At 63.9% G+C, this 26,211-nt stretch carries 27 protein-coding genes; 9 read left to right on the forward strand and 18 right to left on the reverse strand.

All coding sequences use genetic code 11. The features are described 5' to 3' along the window. Positions 1-105: 105 nt before the first annotated feature. Positions 106-984 (reverse strand): FkbM family methyltransferase, encoded by an 879-nt coding sequence (locus EFR00_RS08850; protein WP_077989505.1) that lies wholly within the window; start codon positions 982-984, stop codon positions 106-108. Beyond that, entirely contained in the window at positions 984-2,696 is a 1,713-nt protein-coding gene (locus EFR00_RS08855; protein ID WP_040140886.1) for an adenylate/guanylate cyclase domain-containing protein, read from the reverse strand. Before EFR00_RS08855 ends, EFR00_RS08850 begins: the two co-directional genes overlap by 1 nt. Positions 2,697-2,876: 180 nt before the next feature. Here EFR00_RS08855 and EFR00_RS08860 point away from each other — a divergent pair, with 180 nt between their 5' ends. Continuing rightward, positions 2,877-3,968 (forward strand): glycosyltransferase family 4 protein, encoded by a 1,092-nt coding sequence (locus tag EFR00_RS08860; RefSeq protein ID WP_009994716.1) that lies wholly within the window; start codon positions 2,877-2,879, stop codon positions 3,966-3,968. Continuing rightward, complete coding sequence (locus EFR00_RS08865) at positions 3,965-4,717, forward strand: polysaccharide deacetylase family protein (RefSeq protein WP_077989504.1); 753 nt, start codon at positions 3,965-3,967, stop codon at positions 4,715-4,717. The genes EFR00_RS08860 and EFR00_RS08865 overlap by 4 nt, the downstream gene beginning before the upstream one ends. Here the strand turns inward: EFR00_RS08865 and EFR00_RS08870 are convergent, their stop codons facing one another. From EFR00_RS08870 to pcaD, 8 genes are all read right to left on the reverse strand, one after another. After that, complete coding sequence (locus EFR00_RS08870) at positions 4,718-5,593, reverse strand: alpha/beta fold hydrolase (RefSeq protein WP_077989503.1); 876 nt, start codon at positions 5,591-5,593, stop codon at positions 4,718-4,720. After that, complete coding sequence (locus tag EFR00_RS08875) at positions 5,590-5,964, reverse strand: GFA family protein (RefSeq protein ID WP_077989502.1); 375 nt, start codon at positions 5,962-5,964, stop codon at positions 5,590-5,592. The genes EFR00_RS08870 and EFR00_RS08875 overlap by 4 nt, the downstream gene beginning before the upstream one ends. A 150-nt stretch (positions 5,965-6,114) precedes the next feature. After that, positions 6,115-6,945 (reverse strand): MBL fold metallo-hydrolase, encoded by an 831-nt coding sequence (locus EFR00_RS08880; RefSeq protein WP_009992881.1) that lies wholly within the window; start codon positions 6,943-6,945, stop codon positions 6,115-6,117. Positions 6,946-7,246: 301 nt separating this feature from the next. After that, positions 7,247-8,293 (reverse strand): 3-carboxy-cis,cis-muconate cycloisomerase, encoded by a 1,047-nt coding sequence (locus tag EFR00_RS08885; protein WP_077989501.1) that lies wholly within the window; start codon positions 8,291-8,293, stop codon positions 7,247-7,249. Positions 8,294-8,453: 160 nt separating this feature from the next. Then, positions 8,454-9,065: a protocatechuate 3,4-dioxygenase subunit alpha gene (gene pcaG / locus EFR00_RS08890; RefSeq protein WP_077989500.1), complete on the reverse strand. Its 612-nt coding sequence runs from the start codon at positions 9,063-9,065 to the stop codon at positions 8,454-8,456. Next, complete coding sequence (gene pcaH, locus EFR00_RS08895; RefSeq protein WP_009987880.1) at positions 9,065-9,814, reverse strand: protocatechuate 3,4-dioxygenase subunit beta; 750 nt, start codon at positions 9,812-9,814, stop codon at positions 9,065-9,067. Before pcaH ends, pcaG begins: the two co-directional genes overlap by 1 nt. Before the next feature lie 9 nt (positions 9,815-9,823). Continuing rightward, the gene (pcaC, locus tag EFR00_RS08900; protein WP_010060636.1) at positions 9,824-10,222 is read right to left on the reverse strand and encodes a 4-carboxymuconolactone decarboxylase; all 399 of its coding nucleotides are present in this window, start codon (positions 10,220-10,222) and stop codon (positions 9,824-9,826) included. Further along, entirely contained in the window at positions 10,219-11,025 is an 807-nt protein-coding gene (pcaD, locus tag EFR00_RS08905) for a 3-oxoadipate enol-lactonase (RefSeq protein ID WP_077989499.1), read from the reverse strand. The genes pcaC and pcaD overlap by 4 nt, the downstream gene beginning before the upstream one ends. Before the next feature lie 891 nt (positions 11,026-11,916). On the opposite strand from pcaD, the gene pcaQ reads away from it, so the two are divergent. The 3 genes from pcaQ to EFR00_RS08920 all read left to right on the forward strand — a co-directional run bounded on the left by pcaQ (position 11,917) and on the right by EFR00_RS08920 (position 14,107). Beyond that, the gene (pcaQ, locus tag EFR00_RS08910; protein WP_077989498.1) at positions 11,917-12,834 is read left to right on the forward strand and encodes a pca operon transcription factor PcaQ; all 918 of its coding nucleotides are present in this window, start codon (positions 11,917-11,919) and stop codon (positions 12,832-12,834) included. Between the two features lie 71 nt (positions 12,835-12,905). After that, on the forward strand, positions 12,906-13,418 hold the full coding sequence (locus EFR00_RS08915) for an MbcA/ParS/Xre antitoxin family protein (RefSeq protein WP_009991053.1): 513 nt from the start codon (positions 12,906-12,908) through the stop codon (positions 13,416-13,418). Continuing rightward, entirely contained in the window at positions 13,415-14,107 is a 693-nt protein-coding gene (locus EFR00_RS08920; RefSeq protein WP_077989497.1) for an RES family NAD+ phosphorylase, read from the forward strand. Before EFR00_RS08915 ends, EFR00_RS08920 begins: the two co-directional genes overlap by 4 nt. Here EFR00_RS08920 and EFR00_RS08925 read toward each other — a convergent pair. Further along, positions 14,104-14,742 (reverse strand): alpha/beta hydrolase family protein, encoded by a 639-nt coding sequence (locus EFR00_RS08925; RefSeq protein ID WP_077989496.1) that lies wholly within the window; start codon positions 14,740-14,742, stop codon positions 14,104-14,106. The two genes, EFR00_RS08920 and EFR00_RS08925, sit on opposite strands and share 4 nt — an antisense overlap. A 68-nt stretch (positions 14,743-14,810) precedes the next feature. On the opposite strand from EFR00_RS08925, the gene EFR00_RS08930 reads away from it, so the two are divergent. Continuing rightward, positions 14,811-14,993, forward strand: coding sequence for a hypothetical protein (locus EFR00_RS08930; RefSeq protein ID WP_010039227.1), 183 nt, complete (start codon positions 14,811-14,813; stop codon positions 14,991-14,993). 475 nt (positions 14,994-15,468) lie between these two features. Beyond that, entirely contained in the window at positions 15,469-16,170 is a 702-nt protein-coding gene (locus EFR00_RS08935; RefSeq protein ID WP_077989495.1) for a DUF899 family protein, read from the forward strand. Between the two features lie 12 nt (positions 16,171-16,182). Here the strand turns inward: EFR00_RS08935 and EFR00_RS08940 are convergent, their stop codons facing one another. The 6 genes from EFR00_RS08940 to hutI all read right to left on the reverse strand — a co-directional run bounded on the left by EFR00_RS08940 (position 16,183) and on the right by hutI (position 23,015). Next, entirely contained in the window at positions 16,183-16,812 is a 630-nt protein-coding gene (locus EFR00_RS08940; RefSeq protein ID WP_077989494.1) for a J domain-containing protein, read from the reverse strand. Positions 16,813-16,986: 174 nt separating this feature from the next. Further along, a complete protein-coding gene (locus EFR00_RS08945; RefSeq protein ID WP_077989493.1) occupies positions 16,987-17,562 on the reverse strand; it encodes a HutD/Ves family protein in 576 nt (191 codons plus the stop codon). 5 nt (positions 17,563-17,567) lie between these two features. Further along, positions 17,568-19,241, reverse strand: coding sequence for a urocanate hydratase (gene hutU, locus EFR00_RS08950; protein ID WP_077989492.1), 1,674 nt, complete (start codon positions 19,239-19,241; stop codon positions 17,568-17,570). A 16-nt stretch (positions 19,242-19,257) separates the two neighbouring features. Further along, positions 19,258-20,064: an N-formylglutamate deformylase gene (gene hutG, locus EFR00_RS08955; protein ID WP_077989491.1), complete on the reverse strand. Its 807-nt coding sequence runs from the start codon at positions 20,062-20,064 to the stop codon at positions 19,258-19,260. 156 nt (positions 20,065-20,220) lie between these two features. Continuing rightward, the gene (gene hutH, locus EFR00_RS08960) at positions 20,221-21,756 is read right to left on the reverse strand and encodes a histidine ammonia-lyase (RefSeq protein WP_077989490.1); all 1,536 of its coding nucleotides are present in this window, start codon (positions 21,754-21,756) and stop codon (positions 20,221-20,223) included. Then, positions 21,753-23,015 (reverse strand): imidazolonepropionase, encoded by a 1,263-nt coding sequence (gene hutI, locus EFR00_RS08965; protein ID WP_077989489.1) that lies wholly within the window; start codon positions 23,013-23,015, stop codon positions 21,753-21,755. The genes hutH and hutI overlap by 4 nt, the downstream gene beginning before the upstream one ends. A gap of 122 nt (positions 23,016-23,137) precedes the next feature. Between hutI and EFR00_RS08970 the strand changes: the two genes are divergently transcribed. Both EFR00_RS08970 and hutC (EFR00_RS08975) read left to right on the forward strand, forming a co-directional pair. Beyond that, positions 23,138-24,484, forward strand: a complete 1,347-nt coding sequence (locus EFR00_RS08970; protein WP_077989488.1) for a formimidoylglutamate deiminase — start codon at positions 23,138-23,140, stop codon at positions 24,482-24,484. A gap of 61 nt (positions 24,485-24,545) precedes the next feature. Further along, positions 24,546-25,268, forward strand: a complete 723-nt coding sequence (gene hutC, locus EFR00_RS08975; RefSeq protein ID WP_077989487.1) for a histidine utilization transcriptional repressor HutC — start codon at positions 24,546-24,548, stop codon at positions 25,266-25,268. Between the two features lie 31 nt (positions 25,269-25,299). Here the strand turns inward: hutC (EFR00_RS08975) and hutC (EFR00_RS08980) are convergent, their stop codons facing one another. Next, positions 25,300-26,055, reverse strand: a complete 756-nt coding sequence (gene hutC / locus EFR00_RS08980) for a histidine utilization transcriptional repressor HutC (protein WP_077989486.1) — start codon at positions 26,053-26,055, stop codon at positions 25,300-25,302. Positions 26,056-26,211 lie beyond the last annotated feature (156 nt).

Genomic DNA, 26,211 nt, shown 5'->3' on the forward strand with positions numbered 1-26,211 from the left:
CTGCCGGCGCTGTGCCCAATGCCAGGCTCGCTACGAACGGCCGGGGTGGGGCGTCTGGTTCGGCTAATAAAAGGGGGCCGCACGCTACGCGCCAACGACGATCAGCTACGGCAAAAACAGCACGTTGTACTGATCGATGACCGCCGGCAGATCCCGTACCTTCATCTCCTCCTCGCGGTCCTCGAAGAGGACGAGGCAATTCTCGTAGAAGCCGGCAAGCATCGAGATGAAGGCTTTCGTGCCCTTAGGCCCATAGAACAGCGGCGTGAACTCCATATGGAGCGGCACGCGGCGGGAAAGCAGCGGCTGCATCGAGCGGCAGGCGACCGGCTCGTAGCCCTCGATATCCATCCAGACGAGGCCGATGGCGGCCGGGTCGATCGAGAGGTCGGCCAGAATTTCGGATACCGGCTTCACTGGCACGCTGATCTTCGTGTCGGTCGGACTTTGGCGGATGGCGCTGCTCTTGCCGTGATTATTGCGGTTCAGGAAAAAGTCGATCTCGCCGTCGCGCTCGCCGGCGGCGCAATTGACGAGGCGGACCTTCTCCTCCAGCCGGTTCTGGCGGATGTTGAGCTCGAGCAAGGGGAAATTGCGCGGGTCTGGTTCGATGCTGACGATCTTGGCATAGGTGTTGCTCAAGGCGAAATAGACGGTCTGGGTGCCGATATTGCCGCCGATCTCGAGCAGCGTCGCATCCTTTCTGAGCAGGCCGCGCTCGCGCAGGATGACGATCAGCCGGTCCACGGCATCGCGCTCGAAATGGCCCTTCCGGAAGACCTTGCGGCCGATATAGTCGGCCGGTGAAAAGGTCATCAGGTGATCGCCGGCGTTGACCGTCATCGAGACGACGCGCGGGCCGATGTTCTCGATCAGCAGGCGGCGGCCGAAGCGGGTGTCGAAGAAGCGCGAGGCGGCGGCATTGCGCGCCTTGCGCAGACGGCGGCTCCAATATTTGGCGGTGAGCCAGGGCTTGCCGGGCATCAGTCTTTTCCTTCGAGCGGTTCTGCCGCTTTCTCTCTCGGAATCACATAGACTTTCAAGGGTAGGGCCCGGCCGCGCACGCTGATTTCACGACTTTCGATGCCGGAGAGGTTGGCGTCGGCAAGCTTCGCCACCGGCTCGGAGATGACGATCGCCGCCTCGAATTCCTTGGCGGCACTTTCCAGCCGGCTTGCGACGTTCACCGTATCGCCGATCGCCGTCATGCTGCGCACCCTTCCATATCCCATCGTGCCGACGACGGCCGGGCCGGTGTGGATGCCGATCGCGATGCGCAGCGGCAGCGTCAGTTCGTCGGCGAGTTCTGCGGCGAGTTTTTCGATCTCGGCGACAATCGCCGCGGCGGCGTTAAGCGCCTGGCGGCAGGCCTCTTCCGGTGCGGTGTTGAGGCCGAAGAGCGCCATCGCGCCGTCGCCGATGAACTTGTCAAGCCGTCCGCCCGCCTGCTCCACCGCCTTGCCGATGATGGCAAAATAGCGGTTCAACAGGAAAACGACGTCGAAGGGCAGGCGCGTTTCCGTCAGCGTGGTGAAATGGCGGATATCGACGAAGAGCACGACGATCTCGCGTTCGCGGCCCGGGCTGGTCTCCTGGCTGTTGGCGGGAAGGGCGGTTTCGACCGCCGGCACGAGCAGCGGCGCGACTGCGAGGTCGCGGTCGGGACGAAGCTGGCAGGCGAGACGCACATCCGGGCCGGCATTAATGCGCCTCAGTGTCGTCTGTTCCATCTTGTCGGCGGGCGGCAGGCTTTCGTAATCGCCGAGGATCTGCACCCGGCAGGTGGAGCACTGGCCCTTGCCGCCGCAGACGGAATAATGCGGCAGGCCGCCGAGCCGGCTTGCCTCCAGCACGGTGAAGCCGCGCGGCACGCGGATCACCTCGCCGCCCGGATAATGCACCGCCACCTGGTCGAGCCGCTCCTTCAGCCGGCGCCGGGCGCGGGCGGCAACGACGATCAGCAGCGAGGCTGAGAAGGCGCCGTAGAGGCCGGCGCGCACCGTTGCGACATCGGCGCGCACTTGCGGGTCGGAGAGAAAACGGGCGTTGAGGTTCACCTCGTAAGGATTGGTCGACAGCTGATAGGAAGGGTCGGCGAGCGTGCGGCCCATCTGGACGAAACCGAGCAGCGAGAGCACCGGCACGAGGATTGCCAGCGCCAAGAGCGGCGCGGAGACGTTTGCATACCATGCGCGGTAACGCAGCCAGAAATGAATGCCGATGCAGCCGTGGATCCACACCACGATGACGGCGACAGCCTGGCGCATGCCGGTCGCCGGCGACTTGATCCACTGCTGTTCGACGATCGTCTGGTAATCGTCGATATAACCGTAGAGTTCGTGGCCGATGCGTGTGCCGATGACGTGATCGATCAGAAGCAGCGGAATGAGCAGGCCGAGCAGGGTCTGGGCTGTTTCGCCTTTCGGCATCACCAGGCTGCGGCGCATGTAGATGGCGCGCAGCACCAGCGCCATATGGATCAGCACCGAGGAATAAAACACCGCGGTGCCGACGGGATTGCGCCAGATGCCGATAAAAAGATGGCGAGCCTTATCAGCGGCGGAAAGCGAAATCAGCCCCAGCGCATGGTTCGACAAATGCAATAGGACGAAGGTGAAAATGACGAGGCCGGATCCAAGCCTCGCCCTTCTGATCGTCCGTTCCGAAAAAATCCCTGTGGCCGAGACCGTCGTCATTCATTCCCGTTCTTGTCGATGCAACCGCAGGCCCATAGAAATTGAGAAGGAGGCGGAATTGCTTCCATCGCGATCACATTCCATATGCTTATGCGCAAGTTTTCGGGAAATGGACAATAGCGGAGTTTCGCCAGCGGCCAGGCCGATTGGAAACAGTGTGTCTTTACGTGAGGAACGCGGATGCGGGTGGCTTTCTACGCGCCGATGAAATCGCCGAACCATCCGGTGCCGTCGGGCGATCGATTGATGGCGCGGCTGCTGATCCGGGCGCTGGAGCTGGCCGGGCACGAGGTCGAGGTCGCCTCCGAATTCCGGACTTATGCCGCAACGCCGGAGGCGGCAGCCGCGCTCGCGCCCGCCATCAGCGCCGAAGACGAGCGACTGCGGCTGAAATGGCAATCGGCGCCGCGCCCCGAGCTCTGGTTCTGTTACCACCCCTATTACAAATCGCCCGATCCCTTCGGGCCGGCGATCTCAGCCGAATTCGCCATTCCCTATGTCACCGCCGAGGCCTCCTACGCGGCAAAGCGAGACGGGACCGGCTGGGCGGCCCAGCAGCAGCGCGTGGGTGAGGCGGTCCTGCAGGCGGCAGTCAATATCTGCTTCACCGATCGCGACCGGGTAGGCCTTTCCGCCGCCTTTCCGGCGGCGCGGCTCGCCGGCCTGAAGCCCTTTATCGATGCGGCGCTCTTCGAAGCGCTGCCACCCACGCCGGATCCGCGCCGGCTGGTGACGGTCGCAATGATGCGGGCGGGCGACAAGATGGAGAGTTACGCGATGCTTGCAAAAGCATTGCGCCTGATCGAAAGCCGGATGTGGAGCCTTTCGGTCATCGGCGACGGGCCGATGCGGCATGAGGTGCAGGTGCTGTTCGCCGGCCTTTCCGGCCGGATTGAATGGTTGGGCGCGCTTGGCGCGGGCGAAATTGCCAAAGTCCTCGGGCGTGGCGGCATCTATGTCTGGCCGGGCTGCGGCGAGGCTTACGGCCTTGCCTATTTGGAGGCGCAGGCGGCCGGCCTGCCTGTCGTTGCGCAAGCAACGGCCGGCGTGCCCGCCGTCGTCGAGGCTGGTGCGACCGGTCTTTTGACGCCGGATGGAGACGTTGCCGCTTATGCCGCGGCGGTGGCCGCCCTGCTCGAAAACGGTGAGACGCGTGATGTGATGGGGCAGGCGGCACGGCGCTTCGTGCTCGAGGAGCGCTCGCTTGCGACGGCTGCGCGCGCCTTGGACGGAATTTTGCGTGAAAGCGCCGGAACAGGAGCAAGAGAATGAGCGAAGGCAAGAGCTGGGAGCCGCTGCGCCGCGAGCTTGACCGCTGGCAGGCCACCGGCCGCGTGGCCCGGTTCTGGCTGCGCGATGACGATGCCGTCGCGCCGACGCAGGATCTGGAAACGCTGCTGGCGCTGACCGGCACGCATGACATTCCGCTGACGCTTGCCGTCATTCCCGCTTTGACCGGCGAAGCACTGGCCGCGCGGCTGGCGGAGGAAGCAGCCGTCGCCGTCGCGGTGCATGGCTGGTCTCACACCAATTATGCCGGGCGTGAGCGCAAGAAGCAGGAACTCGGCAGCGAGCGGCCGGCGGACGTGGTGCTCGGTGAATTGCGCGACGGTTTTCGGCTGCTGCAGCGGCTGCATCCCGCCCGCTTCGTGCCGGTGCTGGTGCCGCCATGGAACCGGATCGACGCGGCGCTCATCTCGGCATTGCCCGAAAACGGCTTTTCGGCGCTTTCGGTTTACGGGCGGGCAAAGCCGGGCGGCCGGGTGCGGCTTCTCAACACCCATGTCGACATCATCGACTGGCACGGCACGCGCGGCGGGCGCGGCGACGAGGAGCTGGTGGCCGAGTTGGTGGCGGAACTCCGCGACCGTTTTGCCGGCAGCGACGAACCGATCGGTCTTCTCACCCATCACCTGGTGCATGACGCCGCTGCCTGGGACTTCCTGTCGGCCCTGTTTGCTGCGACCGGTCGGCATCCCGCCGTCCGCTGGTCGCCGGCGCCGGCGCTTCTGGATGCATGATCAGCCGGGGTGAACGCGTCCGAGAAAGTCCCGCATGAGGGCTGCGACTTCATCGAGATGCGTCTCGAGCAGCCAATGCCCGCCTCCGAGCAGATGCAGTTCGGCATCGGGCAGATCACGCAGATAGGCTCGCGCCGACTTTTCCGGCATGTAGTGATCGTTCGGTCCCCAGACGATCAGGGTTGGCGGCCTGTTTTCCCCAAGGTATTTCCGGTGCTCGGGAAACCAGGCGCGGTTCTCCCTCAATCCGGCGATCAGGTCGATGGCGATTTCCTTGCGCCGCTGGGTGATCAGCGACCAGTGCAGCTTCCACATGTCAGGCGGGATCGTATCGGCCAGAGGCGGCGCCAGATCGTTGAGAAACTCCTCCCTGAAGGTCTCCTCGCTGATTGCTTCGCCCAGCGCTTTCCTCATCTCGGCAGGCTGAAGCGCCCAGGTCGCCTCGATGTCCTTATATTTCGGGCCGAGGGCATCTTCATAGGGGATATCGCCGTTCTGGATGATCAGCGCCGTGATCCGCCTGGGATTTCTGATTCCCAGCCGCGCGCCGATCGGCGAGCCGAAATCGTGGAGATAGATGGCGAAGCGGTCGGCATTCACGGCGCCGACAAATGCCTCCAGCCAGGCGGCATAGCCGTCGAAGCTGTAGTCGAAATCATCAGGCGTACCGCTGTAGCCCGCACCTGGGAAATCCGGAGCGATCAGGTGCCAGCGGTCGGCCAGGCGCGGCATGAGATTGCGGAATTCGTAAGACGAGCAGGGATAGCCATGCGGCAGCAACAGGACCGGCGCGTCCGGCCGACCGGCCTCGCGATAGAAGGTCTCGATGCCGGCAACGGTGATCCGGCGATGCCGGACGAGCGTAGCCGGGTTCACCTTCGGTCCTCCTCATGCTGCTCTGCGCCCTCCACCGGTCGCAGCCATGGTTCGCGGCGCTTGATCCAGAGTTCATAACGCGGCACGAGCGGTGTCGGGGCTTCGGACAGGATGCCGAGTTTGATTTCCGCCTCTTCCGCATCGGCGGAAAACAGCCGCGAGCCGCAGCCGGTGCAAAAACGCCGGCCCTGGAACTCGCCTGTTTCTCCGGAATATTCGAACTGGCCGGCCGGCCAGATTCCATAGAAGGTGAAGGCCGAGCCGCTCTCCTTCCTGCAATCGGTGCAATGACAAATGCCCACGCGCAACGGTTCGCGGCGAACAGAAAGCTGCACCTGCCCGCAAAGGCATTGTCCTGACAACACGGTCATGGTTGATCCCCGCTTCATCGATCTTGCGCTGCCGGGGAAACGGTCGGGCCAGGCAACTGTTCCGTCAGGAAAGCGCAAGCACACGGGCTGCGATAGGCCGAGGTGTCCCTACCTTGCCCTGGGGCGGAGAAAGGAGCGGTTCGGCAGTGGTCAGATCACCACGGTCTGATTGTCGCGCGCGGCAAAGGCGCCGGGGAAGGCGGCCTCGGCCTGCGCTTCCATCTGCGCCAGCTGTTCGTCCGTGCGGGAGGGGGCGTGATGGAATAGCGCGAAGCGTTTGGCACCGGCCATCTTCGCAAGCTCGGTGCCATGCTGCCAGGTCGAATGGCCGAAACCCTTGAAACGCTGCATCTCGTCTTCATTGTAGGTGCAGTCGTAGACGACGAGATCGGCGCCCTGCATCATTTCCAGCGAGACGGGATCATAGCTGCCGGGATTGTGCTCGATGTCGTAGATCAGAGCGATCGAACGGCCCTGCCATTCGATGCGATAGCCGATGGCGCCGCCCGGATGGTTGAGCGTGAAGGTTTTGATCTCGATCCCCTCGTGCGGGGTCAGAACCTGACCGGCATGGAAGTCGCGGAAGTTCATCGTCGCCTGACAGATGTCGGTCTTGACGGGGAACCAGGGCGGGCTGATGAACTGCTCGACCATTTCCCGTGTGCTCATCTTGCCGTCGAGATGGCCCGACCAGATGTTGACGTTGATCGAGGGATAGTAGATCGCCTTGAAGAAGGGCAGGCCGATGATGTGGTCGTAATGGCAGTGGCTGAAAAACAGATCGACGTCGCTGACGCCGTCGGCAAGCAACGACAGTCCCGCCTCGCGCAGACCGGAACCTGCGTCGAAAAGCATCCGATGTTTTCCGCAGCGAATTTCGATGCAGGAAGTGTTACCGCCGTAGCGGTCGAACTCGGGGCCCGATACGGGAATACTGCCGCGGACGCCCCAAAATTTTATCTGAAACAGTTCTGTCGTCATCGTTTTTCAAACCGGCCTTCCCGCATCGCCATCGTACTCATAGTTCATCCCGATGCGAAGCAGCAGAATTCCACGGGTTTGCCTGCGCCCCCTTTCATTCTCCTAACCGCTAGCGGAAGAAGAAGTATATTCTCCTAAGCAATCGGCTTTCGCGTCGGAAAGCAACCCAGTATGGCTGGTTTTCGGTAAATGGGCTGCCGGGGCGGGGCGTTTTCCGCAAGTCATGCCTATTAGATGGTTGCGCGCGATCGAAAAAACAATTGCCGCCTCTTGTGCCCTTGTCTCTGACGTTGCGACAGGCTCAGGCGCTTCCCAGACGCTTGATATTGCCGGCCAATTCTCCCGCCAGCCGCAGGCTGGCAGCCGTTGCCATGGTCATTTGCGGCAGCAGCAGCCATTCCAGCGTCCAGGCCGCACCGGAGCGTTCCTGTTCATGGACAAGGGACTGGTGGATGCCGGACAGCGCTGTGGCGTTGAAGCGGGCAAGCGAGACCAGGACTTCGGCGGCGACGGGATTCTGCTTGTGGGCCATGGCCGAGGAGGTGCCGCCGCCTGCCATTTCGATCTCATCACCGGCTTGGGCGAGCAGGGCGATATCCTGGCCGATCTTGCCGAGGCTGCCCGAGATCGAGGCAAACAGGCCGGCGAGATCGGCGATCACAAGGCGCGTGCTCTGCCATTGGCCGATGTCGGTGAGGCCGAGCTCCTGGGCGAGCGAGGCGCGCACGGCTGCGGCCTGCGGCCCAAGCTTGTCGAGGGTGCCGGCGGCGCCGCCGAACTGAACGGGGAAATTCTGCTCGGTCAGGCGGTCCCGATAGGTCGTCAGCGGCGCGCGCCAGGCAGCGAGACGGTCGGCGGCGGTGATCGCGATCGCCGCCTGCATGCGGGTATGCCCCATCAGCCGGTTGCCGCCGAACAGGCGCTCGAGTGCATCGAGGCCTTTGACGATGGCGGAAAGCCGGCCTGCAAACAGGAAGGCGATCGCCTTCAGCCGGATCATCAGACTGGTGTCGATGACATCCTGGCTGGTGGCACCGAAATGCAGGCTCTTGCCCGCTTCCTCGCCGACCGCGGCGCGCAGCTGCTTGATAAAATCAGGGACGACAACGCCATCGCGCGCCGTTGCCGCGCGAAGACTGGCGAGATCGGGAGAAAAGCCCGCGCAGGCTTCGGCGATCTTTCTTGCCGCTTCGCCGGGCAGGACGCCGTGTGCGGCTTCGGCTTTGGCGAGCGCGGCCTCGAAGGAAAGCATGGCGCGGAGATCGGCTTCAGCGGAGAAGTAAGGCGCGATTTCATCGTCGCCGACGAGGCCGGAGAGGAAGGGATGGTCGAAGGGCGATGCGGTCATGGTCTGCTCTTTGTGGCTGCGGCCCCCTCATCCGGCTGCCGCCACCTTCTCCCCGAGGGGAGAAGGGATTTGGGGCACTGTTCCCCTCTCCCCTCGGGGAGAGGGCAGGGTGAGGGGGCTACTTGCGCAAGACTTCGTGAAAAAGCAATTCGCGAGCCCCTCAAATATCCAAAAACACCGTTTCGTAAGGACCCTGCAAACGGATGTCGAAATGACACGTCGCACCGTCGCGGGTGGCGACCATCGTCGCGACGCGTTCGCGATGTTCGATGCGCGACAGCAGCGGATCGGCGGCGTTGGCCTCTGTCTCCTCGGGGAAATACATGCGCGTCTGCAGGCCGATATTGATGCCGCGGGCGACGATCCAGACGGTGATGTGCGGGGCTTGTCTGCGGCCGTCCTTGAAGGGGACGCGGCCGGGCTTGATGGTCTCGAAGCTGTAGACGCCGTCCTCGGCGCGGGTCGGGCAGCGGCCCCAGCCAGTGAAATTCGGATCGGCGGCGCCGCGCATTTCCGAGGGGCTGTTGTAGAGGCCGGCGCTGTCGGCCTGCCAGATCTCGACGACGGCGTCGCGCACGAGGGCGCCGGCGCCGTCGAAGATGCGGCCGGTGACGGTGATGCGTTCGCCGAGCGTCTTGTCGTTGACCATCGCCACGCCGAGATCGCTGTCGTAAACGCCGGTTATGTCGCAGAAATTCGGCGTCAGGCCGATATGGACATAGGGACCGGCCGTCTGCGACGGGGTTTCCTTGAGATAGCCGAGCTGCTGCATCAATTGCCCTCCAGCTTGTTTTCGAACATCGTCGAGCGGCGGCCGCGCAGCACGATATCGAATTTATAAGCACGTGAATCCATCGGGATCGTGTTGCCCCAGTCGAGCGGCGCGATCAACTGCTCGATCGCCGCCTTGTCCGGGATGGTGCCGACGATCGGACATTTCCAGATCATCGGATCGCCCTCGAAATACATCTGGGTGATCAGCCGCTGGGCAAAACCGTGGCCGAAGATCGAGAAATGGATATGGGCGGGACGCCAGTCGTTGACGCCGTTCGGCCAGGGATAGGCGCCGGGCCGCACCGTGCGGAAATGATAGCGGCCTTCCTCATCGGTGATGGCGCGGCCGCAGCCGCCGAAATTCGGGTCGATCGCCGCCAGATAGCTTTCCTTCTTGTGGCGATAGCGCCCGCCGGCATTGGCCTGCCAGAACTCGACGAGGGCGCCGGCCACCGGCTTTGCGCGCTCGTCGAGCACGCGGCCGTGGACGATAATGCGTTCGCCGATGGCGCTTTCGCCGGGCCGCGCATAATTCAGGATCAGGTCGTTGTCGAGCTCGCCGATCATCGAATGGCCGAAGACCGGACCTGTCGTTTCGGAGATCGTGCCGTCGAGCGACAGCAGGGCGCGCTGCGGCGCCCGCAGCACCGACGTCTTGTAGCCGGGCGTCAGCGCCGGCGCATGCCAGGCGCGGTCGCGGGCGAAGAAGGCGCCGGTCTCCGGCTTGCGATTGACCAATTCGGACATGTTTCCCCCTCAGGCCGCCTGCTCGGCGTCCATTTGTGCAAAGGTCTGCTTGGCGATCTTGATCGCATGGTTGGCGGCGGGAACGCCGGCATAGATCGCCACATGCAGGAGCGCCTCGCAGATATCCTCGCGGGTCGCTCCGGTATTGGCCGTGGCGCGCACATGCATAGCGACCTCGTCATCCTGGCCGAGCGCCGCCAGCAGCGCGATAGTGACGATCGAGCGCTCGCGCTTGGTCAGGACAGGGCGTGACCAGACATGGCCCCAGGCCGCTTCGGTGATCAGCTCCTGAAAGGGGCGGTCGAACTCGGTTGCCGTTGCGGCGGCACGGTCGACATGGGCGTCGCCGAGCACGGCGCGGCGGGTCGCCATGCCCTGCCGGTAGCGTTCGGAGGGAGTCTCGTTCATGGGCTGCTTTCTCCAGGCGAAATCGATGTGAGGAAGGCGAGGATGATCGCCGTCAGCGCTTCCGGCTGTTCGACGCAGGGAATGTGGGCGCAGTCCGCGATGACCTCGTAACGGGAGGCCGGGATCAGCTTGGCGGTTGCAAGCACGAGATCGGGCGGCGTCGAGCCGTCCTGGTCGCCGACGATGCAGATGGTCGGAACCGTGATCCTCTTCGCCGCCTCGGTGAAATCGGCATCGCGGATCGCTTCGCAGGCGGCGATATAACCTTCGACCGGCTGGCGCGTCAGCATGTTGCAATAGCCTGCATAGGCTGTGTTCTCGGGCCGGCGGAAGGCGGGTGTGAACCAGCGCTCCATGACGGCGTCGACGATGCTGCCGATGCCGTTTTTCTCGACCGCGGCGATGCGGGCATTCCAGCTCTCTGCCGTGCCGATCTTATGGGCGGTGTCGCTGAGGATAAGGGCGCGCACGAGATCCGGCCGGCGCTGATAGAGCGACTGGGCAATCAGGCCGCCGACGGAGAGGCCGCAGATGACGGCATCCTTCACCGACAGCAGATCGAGCAGGCCGGCAAGATCGGTCGCATGGTCCTCGATCGATGCGGGGAGCTGGCCGACATCGGACAGGCCGTGGCCGCGCTTGTCGTAGAGCAGGATGGCGACGTCGCCGGCGAGCCGCACCACGTCGCGCCAGATGCGGAAATCCGTTCCGAGCGAATTGATGAAGACGATCACCGGCCGGTCGGCGGGCGCGCCGATGACCTGATAATGGATCGTCACGTCGTTTATGCGGGCGAATTGCACTTCAATCTCCTCAATTCAGCGGGGGGCGGGCCCCTCATCCGGCTGCCGCCACCTTGCCTGGGTCGATCCACGCGTCTCGATCCGTCTTTCAGACCCCCGCCAGCGGGAGAAGGACATATGCCGCGCCGTCTCCCTCAACCTCGACGCTCCGTTTGGCACGTCCCCTCGCCCCGCCTACGGGGAGAGGGTTAGGGTGAGGGGCGTCCATTGGCGTTTCCGTTATGCGGCATCCACCAAGCCGCGCCATGGATCCTCGGGTCAAGCCCGTGGATGACGGAGAGTGGGGCGGCGTCTCGCCCAACTCGCCAGCCCTACAAAGCACACCGCGTTTCGGATGCTTCACTAGGCTGGCTTTCACTTCTCCCCTCATCCGGCTCTACGCCGCGAAAAGCTCGATCCGTCCCCCCGCCCTCCGTCATGCTCGGCCTTGAGCCGAGCATCCACACGACACCCACCAGCATTTGCGCCATGGATCCTCGGGTCAAGCCCGAGGATGACGGAGATTGGGTTTGGCCGCCCCTAATCCTAGCGTGCCGGAATCGAGCCCCGCGCGTCTCGACCCGTCCCTCGGCCCCGGCAGTGGGGGCGCGAGGGGCTATGCCGCACCGTCTCCCTCAATCTCGGCGCCGCGAATGTCTTTATCGCCTACCCACCCTCCGTCATGCTCGGCCTTGAGCCGAGCATCCACGCGGCATCCACCAAGCAGCCGTGGAATGGATCCTCGGCTCAAGGCCGAGCATGACGGAGGGCGGCGTTGGCTTTTGCCAAACTCGCCCCGCCGCACGGCGCCCATCCAACAGTATATACTCCTACTGATAAAACTGACCGGTTGATCCGGTTAAGTAAAATGATATTTTCTAGCTTTTCGATAACCAGGGAGTTATGCGAACAATGATCGACAGCCGCATCAAGTTTCGCCATCTGCAGACCTTTGTCGAGGTGGCGCGGCAGAGGAGCGTGATGAAGGCGGCCGAATTGCTGCATGTCAGCCAGCCGGCGGTGACTAAGACGATCCGCGAACTGGAGCAGGTGCTGGGTGTCGACGTCTTCGAGCGCGACGGCCGCGGCATCAAGATCACCCGCTACGGCGAGGTCTTTCTGCGGCATGCCGGGGCGGCGCTGACGGCGCTGCGCCAGGGTCTCGATTCCGTCTCGCGGGAACAGTTCGCCGATGCGCCGCCGATCCGCATCGGCGCCCTGCCGACGGTCTCGTCGCGCATCATGCCCCGGGCGATGGAACTCTTCCTCAGGGAGAAGACCTGGAGCCGGGTGAAGATCGTCACCGGCGAGAACGCGGTGCTTTTGGAAGAGCTTCGCGTCGGTGACCTCGACGTGGTCGTCGGCCGCCTGGCCGGCGCCGAAAAGATGGCCGGCTTTTCCTTCGAACATCTTTATTCCGAACAGGTGGTGTTTGCCGTGCGGGCTGGTCATCCGCTGCTTGACGGCCGCCAATCGCTGTTCTCAGCCTTCGCGGACTATACGGTGCTGATGCCGACGCGCGGATCGATCATCCGCCCGGTTGTCGAAAACTTCCTCATCGCCAACGGCGTTTCCAGCCTCCCGGACCAGATTGAGACAGTGTCGGATTCCTTCGGCCGCGCCTTCCTGCGCTCGAGCGACGCGATCTGGATCATTTCCAACGGCGTGGTGGCCGGCGACGTCGCCGACGGGCGGCTGGCGCTTCTGCCGGTCGATACCGGCGAGACCAAGGGGCCGGTTGGGCTGACGATGCGTGCTGATGCCGTGCCGTCGGCGCCGCAGTCGATCCTGATGCAGACGATCCGTGAGGCGGCGCGGGAGCTTTCCTGACCTCACCTCTTCAAATTCGCTTGCTGAATGCCCAGATTTGGACTAAATCTAGTTCGGGACAGGAGAACGTGATGCAGCAGGCGCGACGCAGGGAGCAAGAGCCGGAACGGCTGGAAACGGAGCGGTTTGCGCCGGCAAACCGACGGAGGCTGAGCCCGCCGGCCTTGCGGACCTTTTTGGCGATCGCCGATCTCTGGGGCTTAAGCGAAGAGCAGCGCCTGCTGGTGCTCGGCTATCCCTCCCGCTCGACCTATCATAGCTGGGCCAAGCAGGCGCGCGAACACGGGGCTTTCACGCTTGATGTCGATACGCTGACCCGCATTTCCGCTGTGTTCGGCATTCATCAGGCGCTTGGTGTGCTGTTTTCCGACGAACGCGCCGGCGTCGCCTGGCTGCGCACGCCGCACCAGGCGCCGGTGTTCGGCGGCCATCCGCCGCTGGATATCGTCACCAACGGAACCCAGGACGGGCTGATGACCGTGCGCCGGTTCCTCGATGGCGCCCGCGGCGGCCTCTACATGCCGCCGAACCGGCTTGACGAGGCCTTCACGCCGTATGAAGACGCGGACATCGTCTTCCGGTGAGCGAGCGTTTTGCCGAGGCGCCGCGGCCGTCCTATCGGCTGATCCCGTCGCAATTTCCGCCGATCGGTCTCTTCGATACGGTGGCGAGGGCGGCAGATCTCGAAGCCGTGATGGAGCTCGTCGGCTGGACCAATGATCGGCTCGTGACCGACCGCATCCGGCGGCTTCCCGAGACCGAATGGGTCTACGGCACGCCCAATGCCAGCATCGTCATGGCGGCCTTCCTGCATGTCACGCCCGGCGGCATGCGCTTCAACGGCCCCGATCTCGGCGCCTGGTATGCCGCCGACAACCTCAAGACTGCCGCCGCCGAGGTCGGCCATCATCTCCGGCGCGAGGCTGTCGCGCGCGGGGTGACGACGATGGCGCGCACTTATCGAAGCTACACCTCCACCCTGGTCGGCGACTATCTCGACATTCGCGGTGAACAGACGCTGCGGCCCGATGTCTATGACGGCGCAAGCTATGCGGCCTCGCAGCTGCTTGGAGAACAGGTGCGTTCGAGCGGCGGCGCCGGCATTCTCTATGACAGTGTCCGGCTGAGGGGCGGCGTCAACATCGCCGCGCACCGGCCGCGCAACATTCGCGACGTGGTCCAGGCCGATCATTTCGAAATCACCGTATCGGCCACTGACCGGCGCATCGATGTCCGCAAGCTCGCAAGCCGGCGACGACAGCCGAAAGCCTAAGCAGGCAACCGTTCGGCCCATGCCTTGGCCGCCTTGGCCATCGTGGCAAGGTGATCGGCAGTTGAGAAGCCGGAGATCTTCTTGCGCGGCTTAAGGTCATGGTCGCCGTCCTCGAGCCAGAGGATCTCGATCCGGTCGGAGAGATCGTAGCCCGGCACCTCGTCGCGCGTGCCGAATTCGTCGCGCGTGCCCTGGCAGATCAGCGCAGGCGTCGCCAGCCGCTTGAGATGGCCGGTGCGCAGCTTGCCCGGCTGGCCGGGCGGATGGAAGGGATAACCGAGGCAGAGGAGGCCGGCGATCTTTCCCTTATCATGGAGATCGTCGGCGACCATGCTGGCGACCCGGCCGCCCATCGACTTGCCGCCGATGATGAGGGGGCCTCTTGCGCCGAGCGCGGCAATCGCCGCCTCATATTCGGGATTGAGCGTTTCGGCGCGCGGCGGCGGCTTGCGGATTCCGCTGCGGCGGGCAGCCATATAGGCGAATTCAAACCTGATAACGCGGAAACCGACATCGGCAAGCGCTTCCGCCGCCGCCGTCATCGACGCCGAATCCATCGGCGCGCCGGCGCCGTGCGCAAGCAGGATCGTGAAGCGCGCATCCTCGGGGCCTTGCAGCAGAAACCTGTCAAGCATCGGCAATCCTCCATCCGCCATCGGAACCATGTCGATGGCCGTGACTTCTTCCTGGAAAGGAGATGACAATGTCGACGAATGACGAAAACGTAAAGCCGGAGCAGCGCCGTCCCAAGGATGTCGCCGCTGTTCCCGAGAAACCCGAGCCCGCCGACTCAGAATCGGTGGCGCCGCCAGCCGTGCAGCCGGCGGGAGAAGGGGACAAAAGCGAACGGCCGGTGGTCAACCCCGTCACCGGTGTCGCCTTTTAGGGGATCGCAAAATTATCGTGCAGACCGGCCCTTGAAACGGCGACGCAAAGGGCGCATATAGCAGCCCTGCCTGAAAAATGGATGCCCGGGGTATCGACGTCGTCGAACCCTTTGCTGTCCGACAGGATAAGGGCGCTCCCCGCAAGGGTCGAGCGCCCTTTTTGATTTCGGACGTTCTCGAGGCCTCGCTTCGAAGCTGGGCGATCTTGAGGAACTCCCACCAAAATCTATATAGCACTTCGGAATCCCGAAATTGGCTGTGGGACTGAGATCATTACATATTTTTGCGCCGCGGCGGGGCAAAAAAGCCCGCGCATTTCGGAATCCCGAAGCGGGGGGATTTCGGGATTCCGAAGTGGGACTTTTTCTTTAGGCGCTTTCTGCGCCGTGCTGTCGATTTTCGCATCCGCCGTTCGTCATCTTAACGATGTGCTGCAGGTCAGCACGTTCTCAGGCAATTGTAGGAGATATGAACATGAATAATCAGAATCTCGTACCCGCCGCCGTGCTTGCGGCAAAGAACGGCGTCCGGTTCCCCAACGAGAGCGCGGAATATCGCATCGCCCGCGATACGCTGCTCGCCGAAGAGATCGAATTGCGCCGCCACATCGAGCGCGTGGCGAGACAGCGCCGGGCGTTGCCGCCGGGCGGCGAGGTGAAGAAAGACTACCGCTTCGAAGGCAGCAATGGGCCGATAAGCTTCAGCGAGCTCTTCGCCGACAAGGACACGCTCGTCGTCTACAGTTACATGTACGGGCGTGAACGCGAGCGCCCGTGTCCGATGTGCACCTCGCTGCTGTCGGCCTGGGATGGTGAAGTGCCCGATATGCAGCAACGCGTGGCGCTTGCCGTCGTCGCCCGCTCGCCGATCGAAAGGCTGCTCGCTTTCAAGAAGGAGCGCGGTTGGCATCACCTGCCGCTCTATTCGGATATGACCGATGAATACAGCCGTGATTATCACGCGATCGGCAGGGATGGCAGCGATGGTGCCGCCTTCAACGTCTTCACGCGGCGCGACGGCACCCTCCGTCATTTCTGGAGCGAGGAGATGGGCGAGGTGACGGCCGATCCCAGCGAGGATCCGCGGGGCGCGCCCGATCTGATGCCGCTCTGGACCGTGCTCGATGCGACGCCAGAAGGCCGGGCGCCGGACTGGTATCCGAAGCTGTCCTATTGAGGCTGCAGGCCTTCAGCCGGTGGAGCGGTTTCTCGACGCCTCGGCCCATTCGAGGTTGGTGATCGACGCCTCCGGCAGCGGCGGCGGATCGATGTCGTAGACATAGCCCGCGAGCATATCGGCGGCGCGTTCCGCTGCCTTGATCTTCGCCTCGGTTTCCGCGACCGCCTTGCCAATCGCTTCGATGCGGGCGCGGAACATATGAGCGAGCACATCGCGGCCGGACTGTTTTTCGAGCCGCTCCAGATGCAGTCCGATGCGTGAGGCATGGCGTTCCAGCTCGCTCTTGCTGAAGCGCGCTTTCCGCAGCTCCTCCGAAAGGCTGTCCTGCATGACGGCGACGGGATCGAAGCTTCCCGGCGTGCGCTCATCGAGCACCGCATCGGTGACGAGCTTCTCGATCATGACAAGCGCCTGCAATTCGGCGGCGTCGGCGAATTCGACGTCGTAGCCGGTATCGTCGTAAACCTTGCGGCGGACCGGATCGAGGAGCAGCGCATAGGCCTTCTGCAGATTGTCGAAGGCTTGCGAATCGCCGCCCGAATCCGGGTGGGCGACCTTCGCAAGCTTGCGATAGGCTGCCTTCAGTTGCGCATCGTCCGCATCGCGTTCAACGCCGAGAATATCGTATGGATCCGTCACGCCTGCTCCCCTGCTGCCCCGGTCTCGCGGGCAGTCTAGGTCTTCTTCTGCATCAGAAAGGCGAAGTTTAGACCGAAAGCACGAATGACGTCCATGGCCCGACACGGAAATAGCCGATGCGAACGCCTGCATGATTCCGCGATTATCCAATATTTTCAAACGATTGCGTCAGGATCAGGGTGTAGCGATCGAGACGAGATAACATTTGGCATCGCCGTCGATTTCAAGCGAGCTTTCCGCTTGATTCTCGATCAGCAGCGCATCGCCGGCGGCAAGCGCGCCGGTCTCGTCGCCGTGGCGGAACGACAGGGTGCCGCGGTGGCAGAGCAACAGGCATGTCGGCGACATTAGCGGCACGGTCTTGCCGCCGGCGATTTCGATGCGGACCAGCCCATGGTCAATGCCGTCGCGGCGGGTCATGACATTGAGATCGGTGATTGCGCCGTCCTGGAGTTTTGCCGTGACCGGGATATCCGCCGGGAAGGCCAGCGGATCGCTCGCCACCGTCAGCAGCGCCGGCGCCATGCCTTCAATGTCCAGCACCATGCCGTTGCCGTCGAGGATCGCCAGCGTGCGGTCGATGCCGGGAAAGATCGAGAACGGCCCGTCGGCTGCGACGGTCGCCATGCTGACGCGCCAGTCGAAGCCGGCAAGGCTGGCCTCTTCGGGCGAAACGGCGATCTCCACCGTTTCGCCGCCGCCGTTTTTCCACGGCATGCGCTTATGATCGGCCGCGCGCAGGATCCTCACGAGACTCAGTTCCCGAGAATGCCGGGCAGGCGCAGGCCCTTGTCCCTGGCGCAGTCGAGGGCGATGTCGTAGCCGGCATCGGCGTGGCGCATGACGCCGGTCGCCGGATCGTTCCAGAGCACCCGCTCAAGGCGCTTGGCCGCATCATCGGTGCCATCGGCGCAGATGACGACGCCGGAGTGCTGGGAGAAGCCCATGCCGACGCCGCCGCCATGATGCAGCGATACCCAGGTGGCGCCCGAGGCGGTGTTGAGCAGGGCGTTCAACAGCGGCCAGTCGGAGACGGCGTCCGAGCCGTCCTTCATCGCTTCCGTCTCGCGGTTCGGCGAGGCCACGGAGCCCGAGTCGAGATGATCGCGGCCGATGACGATCGGGGCGGAGAGCTCGCCATTCCTGACCATTTCATTGAAGGCCAGAGCCAGGCGGTGGCGGTCGCCGAGGCCGACCCAGCAAATGCGCGCCGGCAGGCCCTGGAAGGCGATGCGTTCTCTCGCCATGTCGAGCCAGTTGTGCAGGTGCTTGTTGTCGGGCAGCAGCTCCTTCACCTTGGCGTCGGTCTTGTAGATATCCTCCGGATTGCCCGATAAGGCAGCCCAGCGGAAGGGGCCGATGCCGCGGCAGAACAGCGGTCTTATATAGGCCGGCACGAAGCCCGGGAAGGCGAAGGCGTTTTCCAGGCCTTCGTCCTTGGCGACCTGGCGGATATTGTTGCCGTAGTCGAGCGTCGGAATGCCGGCATCCCAGAAGGCGATCATCGCCTCGACATGCTCGCGCATCGAGGCGCGCGCCGCCTTTTCGACAGCCTTTGGATCGCTCTCGCGCTTTGCCTTCCACTCGGCCATCGTCCAGCCCTTCGGCAGGTAGCCGTTGATCGGGTCGTGCGCCGAGGTCTGGTCGGTGACGATATCGGGACGGATGCCGCGGCGGACCATTTCCGGCAGGATTTCGGCGGCATTGCCGAGCAGGCCGACGGATTTGGCTTCGCCCGCCTTGGTCCAGCGGTCGATCATCTCGAGCGCTTCGTCGAGCGTCTCGGCCTTGGCGTCGAGATAGCGGGTGCGCAGGCGGAAATCGATCGAATCGGGGTTACATTCGACGGCAAGGCAGCAAGCGCCGGCCATGACGGCGGCCAGTGGCTGGGCGCCGCCCATGCCGCCGAGGCCGCCGGTCAGGATCCATCTGCCCTTGAGGTTGCCGCCGTAATGTTGGCGGCCGGCCTCGACGAAGGTCTCGTAGGTGCCCTGCACGATGCCCTGCGTGCCGATATAGATCCACGAGCCGGCCGTCATCTGGCCGTACATGGCAAGGCCCTTCTTATCCAGCTCGTTGAAATGATCCCAAGTCGCCCAGTGTGGCACGAGGTTGGAGTTGGCGATCAGCACGCGCGGCGCATCCTTGTGGGTGCGGAACACGCCGACCGGCTTGCCGGATTGGACGAGCAGGGTCTCTTCTTCCGTCAGCGTCTTCAGCGTCGCGACGATGCGGTCGAAATCTTCCCAGGTGCGGGCGGCGCGGCCGATGCCGCCGTAAACGACGAGTTCGTTCGGATTTTCGGCGACGTCGGGATCGAGATTGTTCATCAGCATGCGCAGCGGCGCTTCGGTCATCCAGCTCTTGGCATTGAGCTCGTTGCCGCGGGGTGCGCGGATTTCGCGGATATTATGGCGTGGATTGCTCATGGCGGTTCCCCTGTCGTTATCGTTTCAGGCCCGGCGCGATCTGCTCGATGCGCACCAGAATGTCTTTGAGATGGACGCGAAGCCTGTCCGACTTGGCGGTGTCGTAGGCGAAGGGCGGTGCCTCGGTCTCAAGATGAGTCGATTGCGCGAGCTCCATCTGGATCGCATGCACGCCGGTTTCCGGCCGGCCATAATGGCGGGTCGTCCAGCCGCCCTTGAAGCGGCCGTTGAGCACGCTGTCATAGCCTTCAGCGGCTTCGACTACGGTGAGCGTCGCCTGCTCGATCGACCCGTCGCAGGTCCGGCCCATATCGGTGCCGATATTGAAATCCGGCAGCTTGCTTTCGAAGAGGAAGGGAATGTGCGAGCGGATCGAGTGGCAGTCGTAGAGGATGGCGACGCCATGGATTGCTCTGACTCGCTCGATCTCTGCGACAAGGGCGGCATGATAGGGCGCATGAAAATCCCTGAGCCGCGCCGCGATATCGGCCTCATCGGGCGCCTGCCCATCCTTCCAGATCGGCTTGCCGTCGAAGTCCGTTTCTGGAACGAGGCCGGTGGTGTTCTGGCCGGGATAGAGGCTGACGCCCTGGGGATCGCGATTGGCGTCGATCACATAGCGGTGGAAGGTGGCCCGTACGGTCGTCGCGTCGGGCAGCAGCCCGTCATAAAGCTCGTGGATGTGCCAGTCGGTATCGGCAAGGATCCGGCCGTTGTCGTTGAGGCGATCGTAAATCGCCGGCGGCACGTCGGTGCCGGTGTGGGGGAAGGCGAGGATGACGGGGGAGGTGCCCTGGTGGGTTTCGAAGACGGGGGTGCTCATGGCAAAAACCCCTCCCCAACCCCTCCCCACAGGGGGGAGGGGCTAAGGCTAGCCTTACGCTCCGCGTTCAAGAACGACCGCTGCGAGGGCCGCAGGTTAAGCCCCTCCCCCTTGCGGGGAGGGGTTGGGGAGGGGTTTTTTTCGTTCACTATCATCTCAGCCCTCCAAAACCGGTAGAATGCCGGATGAAACCGAAGCATTCAGCGCCCCCGTCGCCACCAACTCAGCCGCGGCGGCGAGATCGCCCGCCATGTAGCGGTCGTTATCGAGGCTCGGCACCTGGCTGCGGATCGCGGCGATTGCCTTCAAAAGCTCCGGGCTCGTCGAAAGCGGCGCGCGCAATTCGACGCCTTGCGCGGCGGTCAGCGCCTCGATGCCGATGATGCCGAACAGGTTTTCGGTCATCTGCAGAAGGCGGCGGGCGCCGTGGCAGGCCATGGAGACGTGGTCTTCCTGATTGGCCGAGGTCGGGGTCGAATCGACCGAGGCGGGGTGCGACATCTGCTTGTTTTCAGACATCAGCGCTGCCGAAGTGACCTCGGCAATCATCAGGCCGGAGTTGAGGCCCGGCTTCTTGGCTAGGAAGGCAGGAAGGCCGTAGGAGAGCACCGGGTCGACCAGCAGCGCAATGCGGCGCTGCGAGATCGCGCCGATTTCGCAGACCGCAAGCGCGATCTGATCGGCGGCGAAGGCGACGGGTTCGGCATGGAAATTGCCGCCTGAAACGACCGAATTGTCCGACAGCACCAGCGGGTTGTCGGTCACCGCATTGGCCTCGATTTCCAGCGTGCGGGCAACCGAACGCAAGAGGTCGAGGCAGGCGCCGTCGACCTGCGGCTGGCAGCGGATGCAGTACGGATCCTGAACGCGCTCGTCGCCCTCGATATGGCTCTGGCGGATGACGGAGTTTTCGAGCAGGCCGCGGAGCGCGGCTGCGGTATCGATCTGGCCCTTATGGCCGCGCAGCGTATGGATATCGGCATGGAAGGGCGCCGAAGAGCCCATGGCCGCGTCGGTCGACATGGCGCCGGTGATCAACGCCGATTGCGCGGCGCGATGGGCGCGGAAGAGGCCGGCGAGCGCCAGCGCCGTCGAGGTCTGTGTGCCGTTGATCAGCGCCAGGCCTTCCTTTGCGGCGAGCACGATAGGTTTCAGCCCGGCCCTTTCGAGCGCTATGGCGCCCGAAAGACGTTCGCCGGCGAAGAAGGCTTCGGCCTCGCCCATCATCACCGCCGCCATATGGGCGAGCGGCGCGAGATCGCCGGAGGCGCCGACCGAGCCCTTTTCCGGGATCAGCGGGATGACGCCCTTATCCAGCATGGCTTCGATCAGCCGCACCAGTTCCAGCCGCACGCCCGAGGCGCCGCGCCCGAGCGATATCAGCTTTAGCGCCATGATCAGCCGGACGATATTTTCCGGCAGCGGCGCACCGATGCCGCAGCAATGCGACAGGATGAGATTGCGCTGCAGCGTGGCGACATCGGCGCTGTCGATCTTGATCGAGGCGAGTTTGCCGAAGCCGGTATTGATGCCGTAAACCGGCGCATTGCCGGCGGCGATCTCGGCGATGCGGCCGGCGGCCTTGGCGATGCCGGCATCGAAGGCGGGATCGAGCCTTGCCGGCGCGCCGGTCCAGTAGATGGTTTCCAGATCCCTGAGCGAGACGGAGCCCGGGTGGAGCGTGATGGTCATCGACCGTTCCTTTCGCCTTTGAAGACGCGTGTATGAAGCGGGTTGAAGCCGATGCGGTAGACGAGCTCGGCAAGGCTCTCGATATTCCAGACGGCGAGATCGGCGGATTTGCCGGTTTCGAGCGTTCCGGCCTCGCCGATGAGGCCGAGCGCACGCGCGCCTTCGCGGGTGGCGCCGGCGATGCATTCCTCGACGGTCAGGCCGAACAGCGTCGCCGACATGTTCATGGTGAGCAGCATCGAGGTGAGCGGCGAGGTGCCGGGATTGCAATCGGTGGCGACGGCGATCGGCACGCCGGCCCGGCGCAGCGCTTCCACCGGCGGCTTCTGTTTTTCATGGATGGCGTAGAAGGCGCCGGGCAGCAGCACGGCGACGGTGCCGGCGGCGGCCATCGCCGCGACGCCTTCCTCGTCGAGATATTCCAGATGATCGGCCGAAAGCGCGCCATAGGCGGCTGCCAGCTTGGCGCCGCCGAGATTGGAGAGCTGTTCGGCATGCAGCTTGACCGGCAGGCCGAGCGTCTTTGCCTTGTCGAAGACGCGGGCGATCTCGGTCGTGGAAAAGGCGATGCCCTCGCAAAAACCGTCGACGGCATCGGCAAGGCCGAGATTATACATGTCGTCGAGCCCGGGCAGCACGACATCGTCGAGATAGTCGCCGTTGCGGCCTTTGTAGTCGACAGGGGTCGCATGGGCGCCGAGATAGCTGGTGGCGACACGGACCGGTCTGATATGGCCGAGCAGGCGGGCGCTCTGCAGCATCTTCACTTCGCCGCTGCGGTTGAGACCATAACCGGATTTGATCTCGATCGTGGTCACGCCTTCGGCAAGCAGCGTATCGAGCCGCGGCAGCGCCGTGGCGACAAGTTCTTCGACCGACAGCGCATTGGTTGCCTGAACCGAGGAGACGATGCCGCCGCCGGCCCGCGCGATCTCCTCATAGGTCGCGCCTTCGAGCCGCATCTCGAACTCGCGGGCGCGATTGCCGCCGTGAACGATATGGGTGTGGCAGTCGACGAGGCCGGGCGTTACCCAGCGGCCTTCGAGATCGGCAATGTCGGAGCGTTCGATGGCTGATGCCGGCAGGTCGCTTTCGGCGCCGGCAAAGGCGATGCGGCCATTTTCGGTGAGCACGGCACCCTTTTCGACGATGCCGAGCCCCGGACTATCAGGCGCGAGCGTCGCCAGTCGGGCGTTGCGCCACAGCACCGGCCTGGTATCGGCGGATGGGGTTCCTTCAGAAAAATTGTTCCCGGTCATCAGCTTTGCGCCTTTCCTTATGCCAAAACATGTATATACATAATAAGCAGGTGACAAGAGAAATTTTGCGCGCTCTTCTGGAAAAGAAAGATCGGCGGCGCGGCAGAAGGGGAGAAGAGGCCATGACCATACTTCACGCGAGGACGGCGCTGACGCCGCAAGGCTGGCGGAAGGACGTGCGGCTGACGCTCGAAGCCGGGCGCCTCGCGCGGATCGAGGTGGGCGTTGCCGCCGCACCCGGCGATGAGCGCCATGCCCTGATCGTCCCGGCCATGGGCAATCTGCACAGCCATGCCTTCCAAAGGGCGATGGCCGGTCTTGCCGAAGTGCGCGGTCCCGCCAACGACAGCTTCTGGAGCTGGCGCACCGTCATGTACAAATTCGCTTTGGCGATGACGCCGGAGCATGTCGAGGCGGTCGCGGCCAAGCTCTATGCGGAGATGCTCGAGGCAGGCTTTTCCCGCGTCGGCGAATTCCACTATCTCCATCACGACAGGGATGGCGCAGCTTATGCCAATATTGCCGAGCTTGCCGAGCGCATCGGTGCGGCGAGCCAGGAGACCGGCATCGGTCTGACCCTGCTGCCGGTCTTCTACGCCCATTCCGGTTTCGGTGGCGCTCAGCCGATCGACGGCCAGCGGCGCTTCATCAATTCGCTCGAAAGCTTCGAAAGGCTGATGGAGGGATGCCGGGCGGCGACCGGCCGGCTCGATGGCGCCGAACTCGGGCTTGCGCCGCACAGCCTGCGCGCCGCAACGCCCGAGGAATTGGCGACGCTCGTGCCGATGGCGGGCGACGGCCCGATCCATATCCATGTCGCCGAGCAGGTGAAGGAGGTCGAGGACTGCGTCGCCTGGTCGGGAGCGCGGCCCGTGCAATGGCTGCTCGACCACATGCCGGTCGATCAGCGCTGGTGCCTGATCCATGCGACTCATATGACCGAGGACGAGACGCGGCGGATGGCGAAAAGCGGCGCGATCGCCGGCCTCTGCCCGATCACCGAAGCCAATCTCGGCGACGGCGCCTTTGCCGCGCCGCTTTTCCTCGAAGAGGGCGGGCGGTACGGCATTGGTTCGGATTCCAACGTGCGCATCTCGCTGCCGGAGGAACTGCGCCAGCTCGAATATTCGCAGCGTCTGGCGCTGCGCGCCCGCAACGTCATTGCCGCACCCGGCGGTTCGACGGCGCTTGCGCTGTTCAGCCAGGCGCTCGCCGGCGGCGGCGCGGCGCTCAAAGCCCCGGCCGGTCTCGCCGAGGGCCATCACGCCGATCTCGTTTCGCTCGATACGTCGGCGGTTCCCTATCTCTCCAATGACCAGATTCTCGATCACTGGCTGTTTGCCGGCGGGGTTTCCGTCGATTGCGTCTGGGCGCGCGGCCGCAAGCAGGTGGAAGGCGGCCGCCATCGCAAGCGCGAGGCCATCGACCGGCGGTTTCTCGCCGCGATGGGCGAATTGCTGGCCGGCTGAAAAAGCGCTTTTCATGAGCGGGGCATTCGGACTAGATCGGAAAACCAATCGGAACGTGGCGATGAATCAAAGCAGGGACCCCACCTTGCATCAGCGCATCCTGAGCGACATCGAGGGCCGTATCGTCTCGGGCGAATGGCCGCCGGGTCATCGCATTCCCTTCGAGGTCGATCTCGCCACCCAGTATGACGTCTCGCGGATGACGGTGAACAAGGTGCTGACCCAGCTCGCCAAGGCTGGCCTCATCGAGCGCCGCAAGAAATCCGGCAGCTTCGTCACCCAGCCGCAGGCGCAATCGGCCATTCTCGAAATCCACGACATCAAGGCCGAGGTGCAGTCTCTGAACCTGCCCTATTCCTATGCGGTTGCGAAGAAGGCGAGCCGCAAGGCCAAGGCGGAAGACAGCCGCCGGCTGGAACTGCCGGTGGCTTCCTCCGTCGTCGAGATCGTCTGCATCCACAATGCCGGCGCACGTCCCTTCTGCCTGGAAGAGCGGCTGATCAGTCTTGCAACCGTGCCGGAGGCCGCCGACGCCGATTTCCTGGCGGTGGCGCCGGGGCCGTGGCTGCTCAATCAGGTGCCGTGGAGCGCCGCCGAACACAGGATCCACGCCGTCCCCGCCAATGCCGAGGTGGCCGCCGCCCTCGACATCGCCCGCAACGCCGCCTGCCTGGTGGTGGAGCGCCGCACCTGGAGCGGCGCCGGCCCGGTGACCCATGTGCGCTTCACCTATCCCGGCGATCGTCACGCGCTGGTGGCGCGGTTCACGCCGGCGTCACAATAAGCAAGGTTCCATATACAAGATAGCGGGTGTTTTAGTCTTCGAACATCTTGCCGCTGCGCGCTTCGAGCCGGTAGCGATAGCCGGGATAGATGAGGCGGGCGGTCGAAACCACCTGTTTTGCCGACCATGTGCGCCGGCGGATCGTCAGGCAGGGCTCGCTCTTCAGAATGGTCAGGAGCTTGCATTCCCAGGCCTGCGGCATCGCCGCCTCGACGACGTGCTCGGAGCCGCTGAGCGGGGCGGCGGCCGTCAGATAGGCGTTCGGCGTCAGCGTCGTGAAATCCTGCTCGAGATATTCGGGAGCGGCCTCCGGATGGACGAACCGGTCCTCGATCTGCACCGGAACGCCGTTTTCGCTGTGGACGATCAGCGAGTGGAAAACGGCGGCGCCGATTGCCAGCTCCAAGGCGTCGGCAACCTCGGGAGAGGCGGTTTCCCGGGCGAGAATGACGACGGCAGCCTCATGGACATGGCCGCGTTCGGCGATTTCCTCGGCGATGTTGCGCACCTCGAACAGCGCCGAATAACCCTTGCGCTCGGCGACGAAGGAGCCGACGCCCTGGATGCGCACGAGTTCACCTTCATTGGCGAGTTCGCGCAGCGCCCGGTTGGCGGTCATCTTGCTGACGCCGAGCTCGACAACCAGCTCGTTTTCCGACGGCACGCGGTATTTCGGCGGCCATTCGCCGCTGTGGATGCGATCGAGGATCACCTGCTTGACGCCGGCATAGAGCGGCGTGCTGTCATTTCCCGCCAGGTCGCGCTTCATTTCGCCGGACCGCTTCATTGCCTATTCCTTATGCACGGATTCAATTTGCCACATAATCGACTTTCCTCTTGCATATCACAAATTTTTTCATATGGTACCATATACAACCTCCCAATTGGTCCTGGCAGATAAAATAGGACGGAAAGGGCAAGCCGGCGAAGATCGGCATGGCGC

Source organism: Rhizobium sophoriradicis (assembly GCF_003939025.1).
In the GTDB taxonomy this organism is placed as follows: Bacteria; Pseudomonadota; Alphaproteobacteria; order Rhizobiales; family Rhizobiaceae; genus Rhizobium; species Rhizobium sophoriradicis.

Coding starts and splice junctions, on each gene's coding strand:
- hutH (WP_077989490.1), bottom strand. CDS start 21,756: ATGACCATCACGCTCCACCCGGGCTCCGTCTCGCTCAGGGATCTGGAA.
- pcaG (WP_077989500.1), bottom strand. CDS start 9,065: ATGCAGCAGCTCGGCTATCTCAAGGAAACCCCGTCGCAGACGGCCGGT.
- EFR00_RS08970 (WP_077989488.1), top strand. CDS start 23,138: ATGACCATACTTCACGCGAGGACGGCGCTGACGCCGCAAGGCTGGCGG.
- hutU (WP_077989492.1), bottom strand. CDS start 19,241: ATGAGCAATCCACGCCATAATATCCGCGAAATCCGCGCACCCCGCGGC.
- pcaQ (WP_077989498.1), top strand. CDS start 11,917: ATGATCGACAGCCGCATCAAGTTTCGCCATCTGCAGACCTTTGTCGAG.
- EFR00_RS08915 (WP_009991053.1), top strand. CDS start 12,906: ATGCAGCAGGCGCGACGCAGGGAGCAAGAGCCGGAACGGCTGGAAACG.
- EFR00_RS08925 (WP_077989496.1), bottom strand. CDS start 14,742: ATGCTTGACAGGTTTCTGCTGCAAGGCCCCGAGGATGCGCGCTTCACG.
- EFR00_RS08865 (WP_077989504.1), top strand. CDS start 3,965: ATGAGCGAAGGCAAGAGCTGGGAGCCGCTGCGCCGCGAGCTTGACCGC.
- EFR00_RS08875 (WP_077989502.1), bottom strand. CDS start 5,964: ATGACCGTGTTGTCAGGACAATGCCTTTGCGGGCAGGTGCAGCTTTCT.
- pcaH (WP_009987880.1), bottom strand. CDS start 9,814: ATGTCCGAATTGGTCAATCGCAAGCCGGAGACCGGCGCCTTCTTCGCC.
- hutI (WP_077989489.1), bottom strand. CDS start 23,015: ATGACCGGGAACAATTTTTCTGAAGGAACCCCATCCGCCGATACCAGG.
- EFR00_RS08935 (WP_077989495.1), top strand. CDS start 15,469: ATGAATAATCAGAATCTCGTACCCGCCGCCGTGCTTGCGGCAAAGAAC.
- hutG (WP_077989491.1), bottom strand. CDS start 20,064: ATGAGCACCCCCGTCTTCGAAACCCACCAGGGCACCTCCCCCGTCATC.
- EFR00_RS08885 (WP_077989501.1), bottom strand. CDS start 8,293: ATGACCGCATCGCCCTTCGACCATCCCTTCCTCTCCGGCCTCGTCGGC.
- EFR00_RS08860 (WP_009994716.1), top strand. CDS start 2,877: ATGCGGGTGGCTTTCTACGCGCCGATGAAATCGCCGAACCATCCGGTG.
- hutC (WP_077989486.1), bottom strand. CDS start 26,055: ATGAAGCGGTCCGGCGAAATGAAGCGCGACCTGGCGGGAAATGACAGC.
- EFR00_RS08880 (WP_009992881.1), bottom strand. CDS start 6,945: ATGACGACAGAACTGTTTCAGATAAAATTTTGGGGCGTCCGCGGCAGT.
- hutC (WP_077989487.1), top strand. CDS start 24,546: ATGAATCAAAGCAGGGACCCCACCTTGCATCAGCGCATCCTGAGCGAC.
- EFR00_RS08855 (WP_040140886.1), bottom strand. CDS start 2,696: ATGACGACGGTCTCGGCCACAGGGATTTTTTCGGAACGGACGATCAGA.
- pcaC (WP_010060636.1), bottom strand. CDS start 10,222: ATGAACGAGACTCCCTCCGAACGCTACCGGCAGGGCATGGCGACCCGC.
- EFR00_RS08930 (WP_010039227.1), top strand. CDS start 14,811: ATGTCGACGAATGACGAAAACGTAAAGCCGGAGCAGCGCCGTCCCAAG.
- EFR00_RS08850 (WP_077989505.1), bottom strand. CDS start 984: ATGCCCGGCAAGCCCTGGCTCACCGCCAAATATTGGAGCCGCCGTCTG.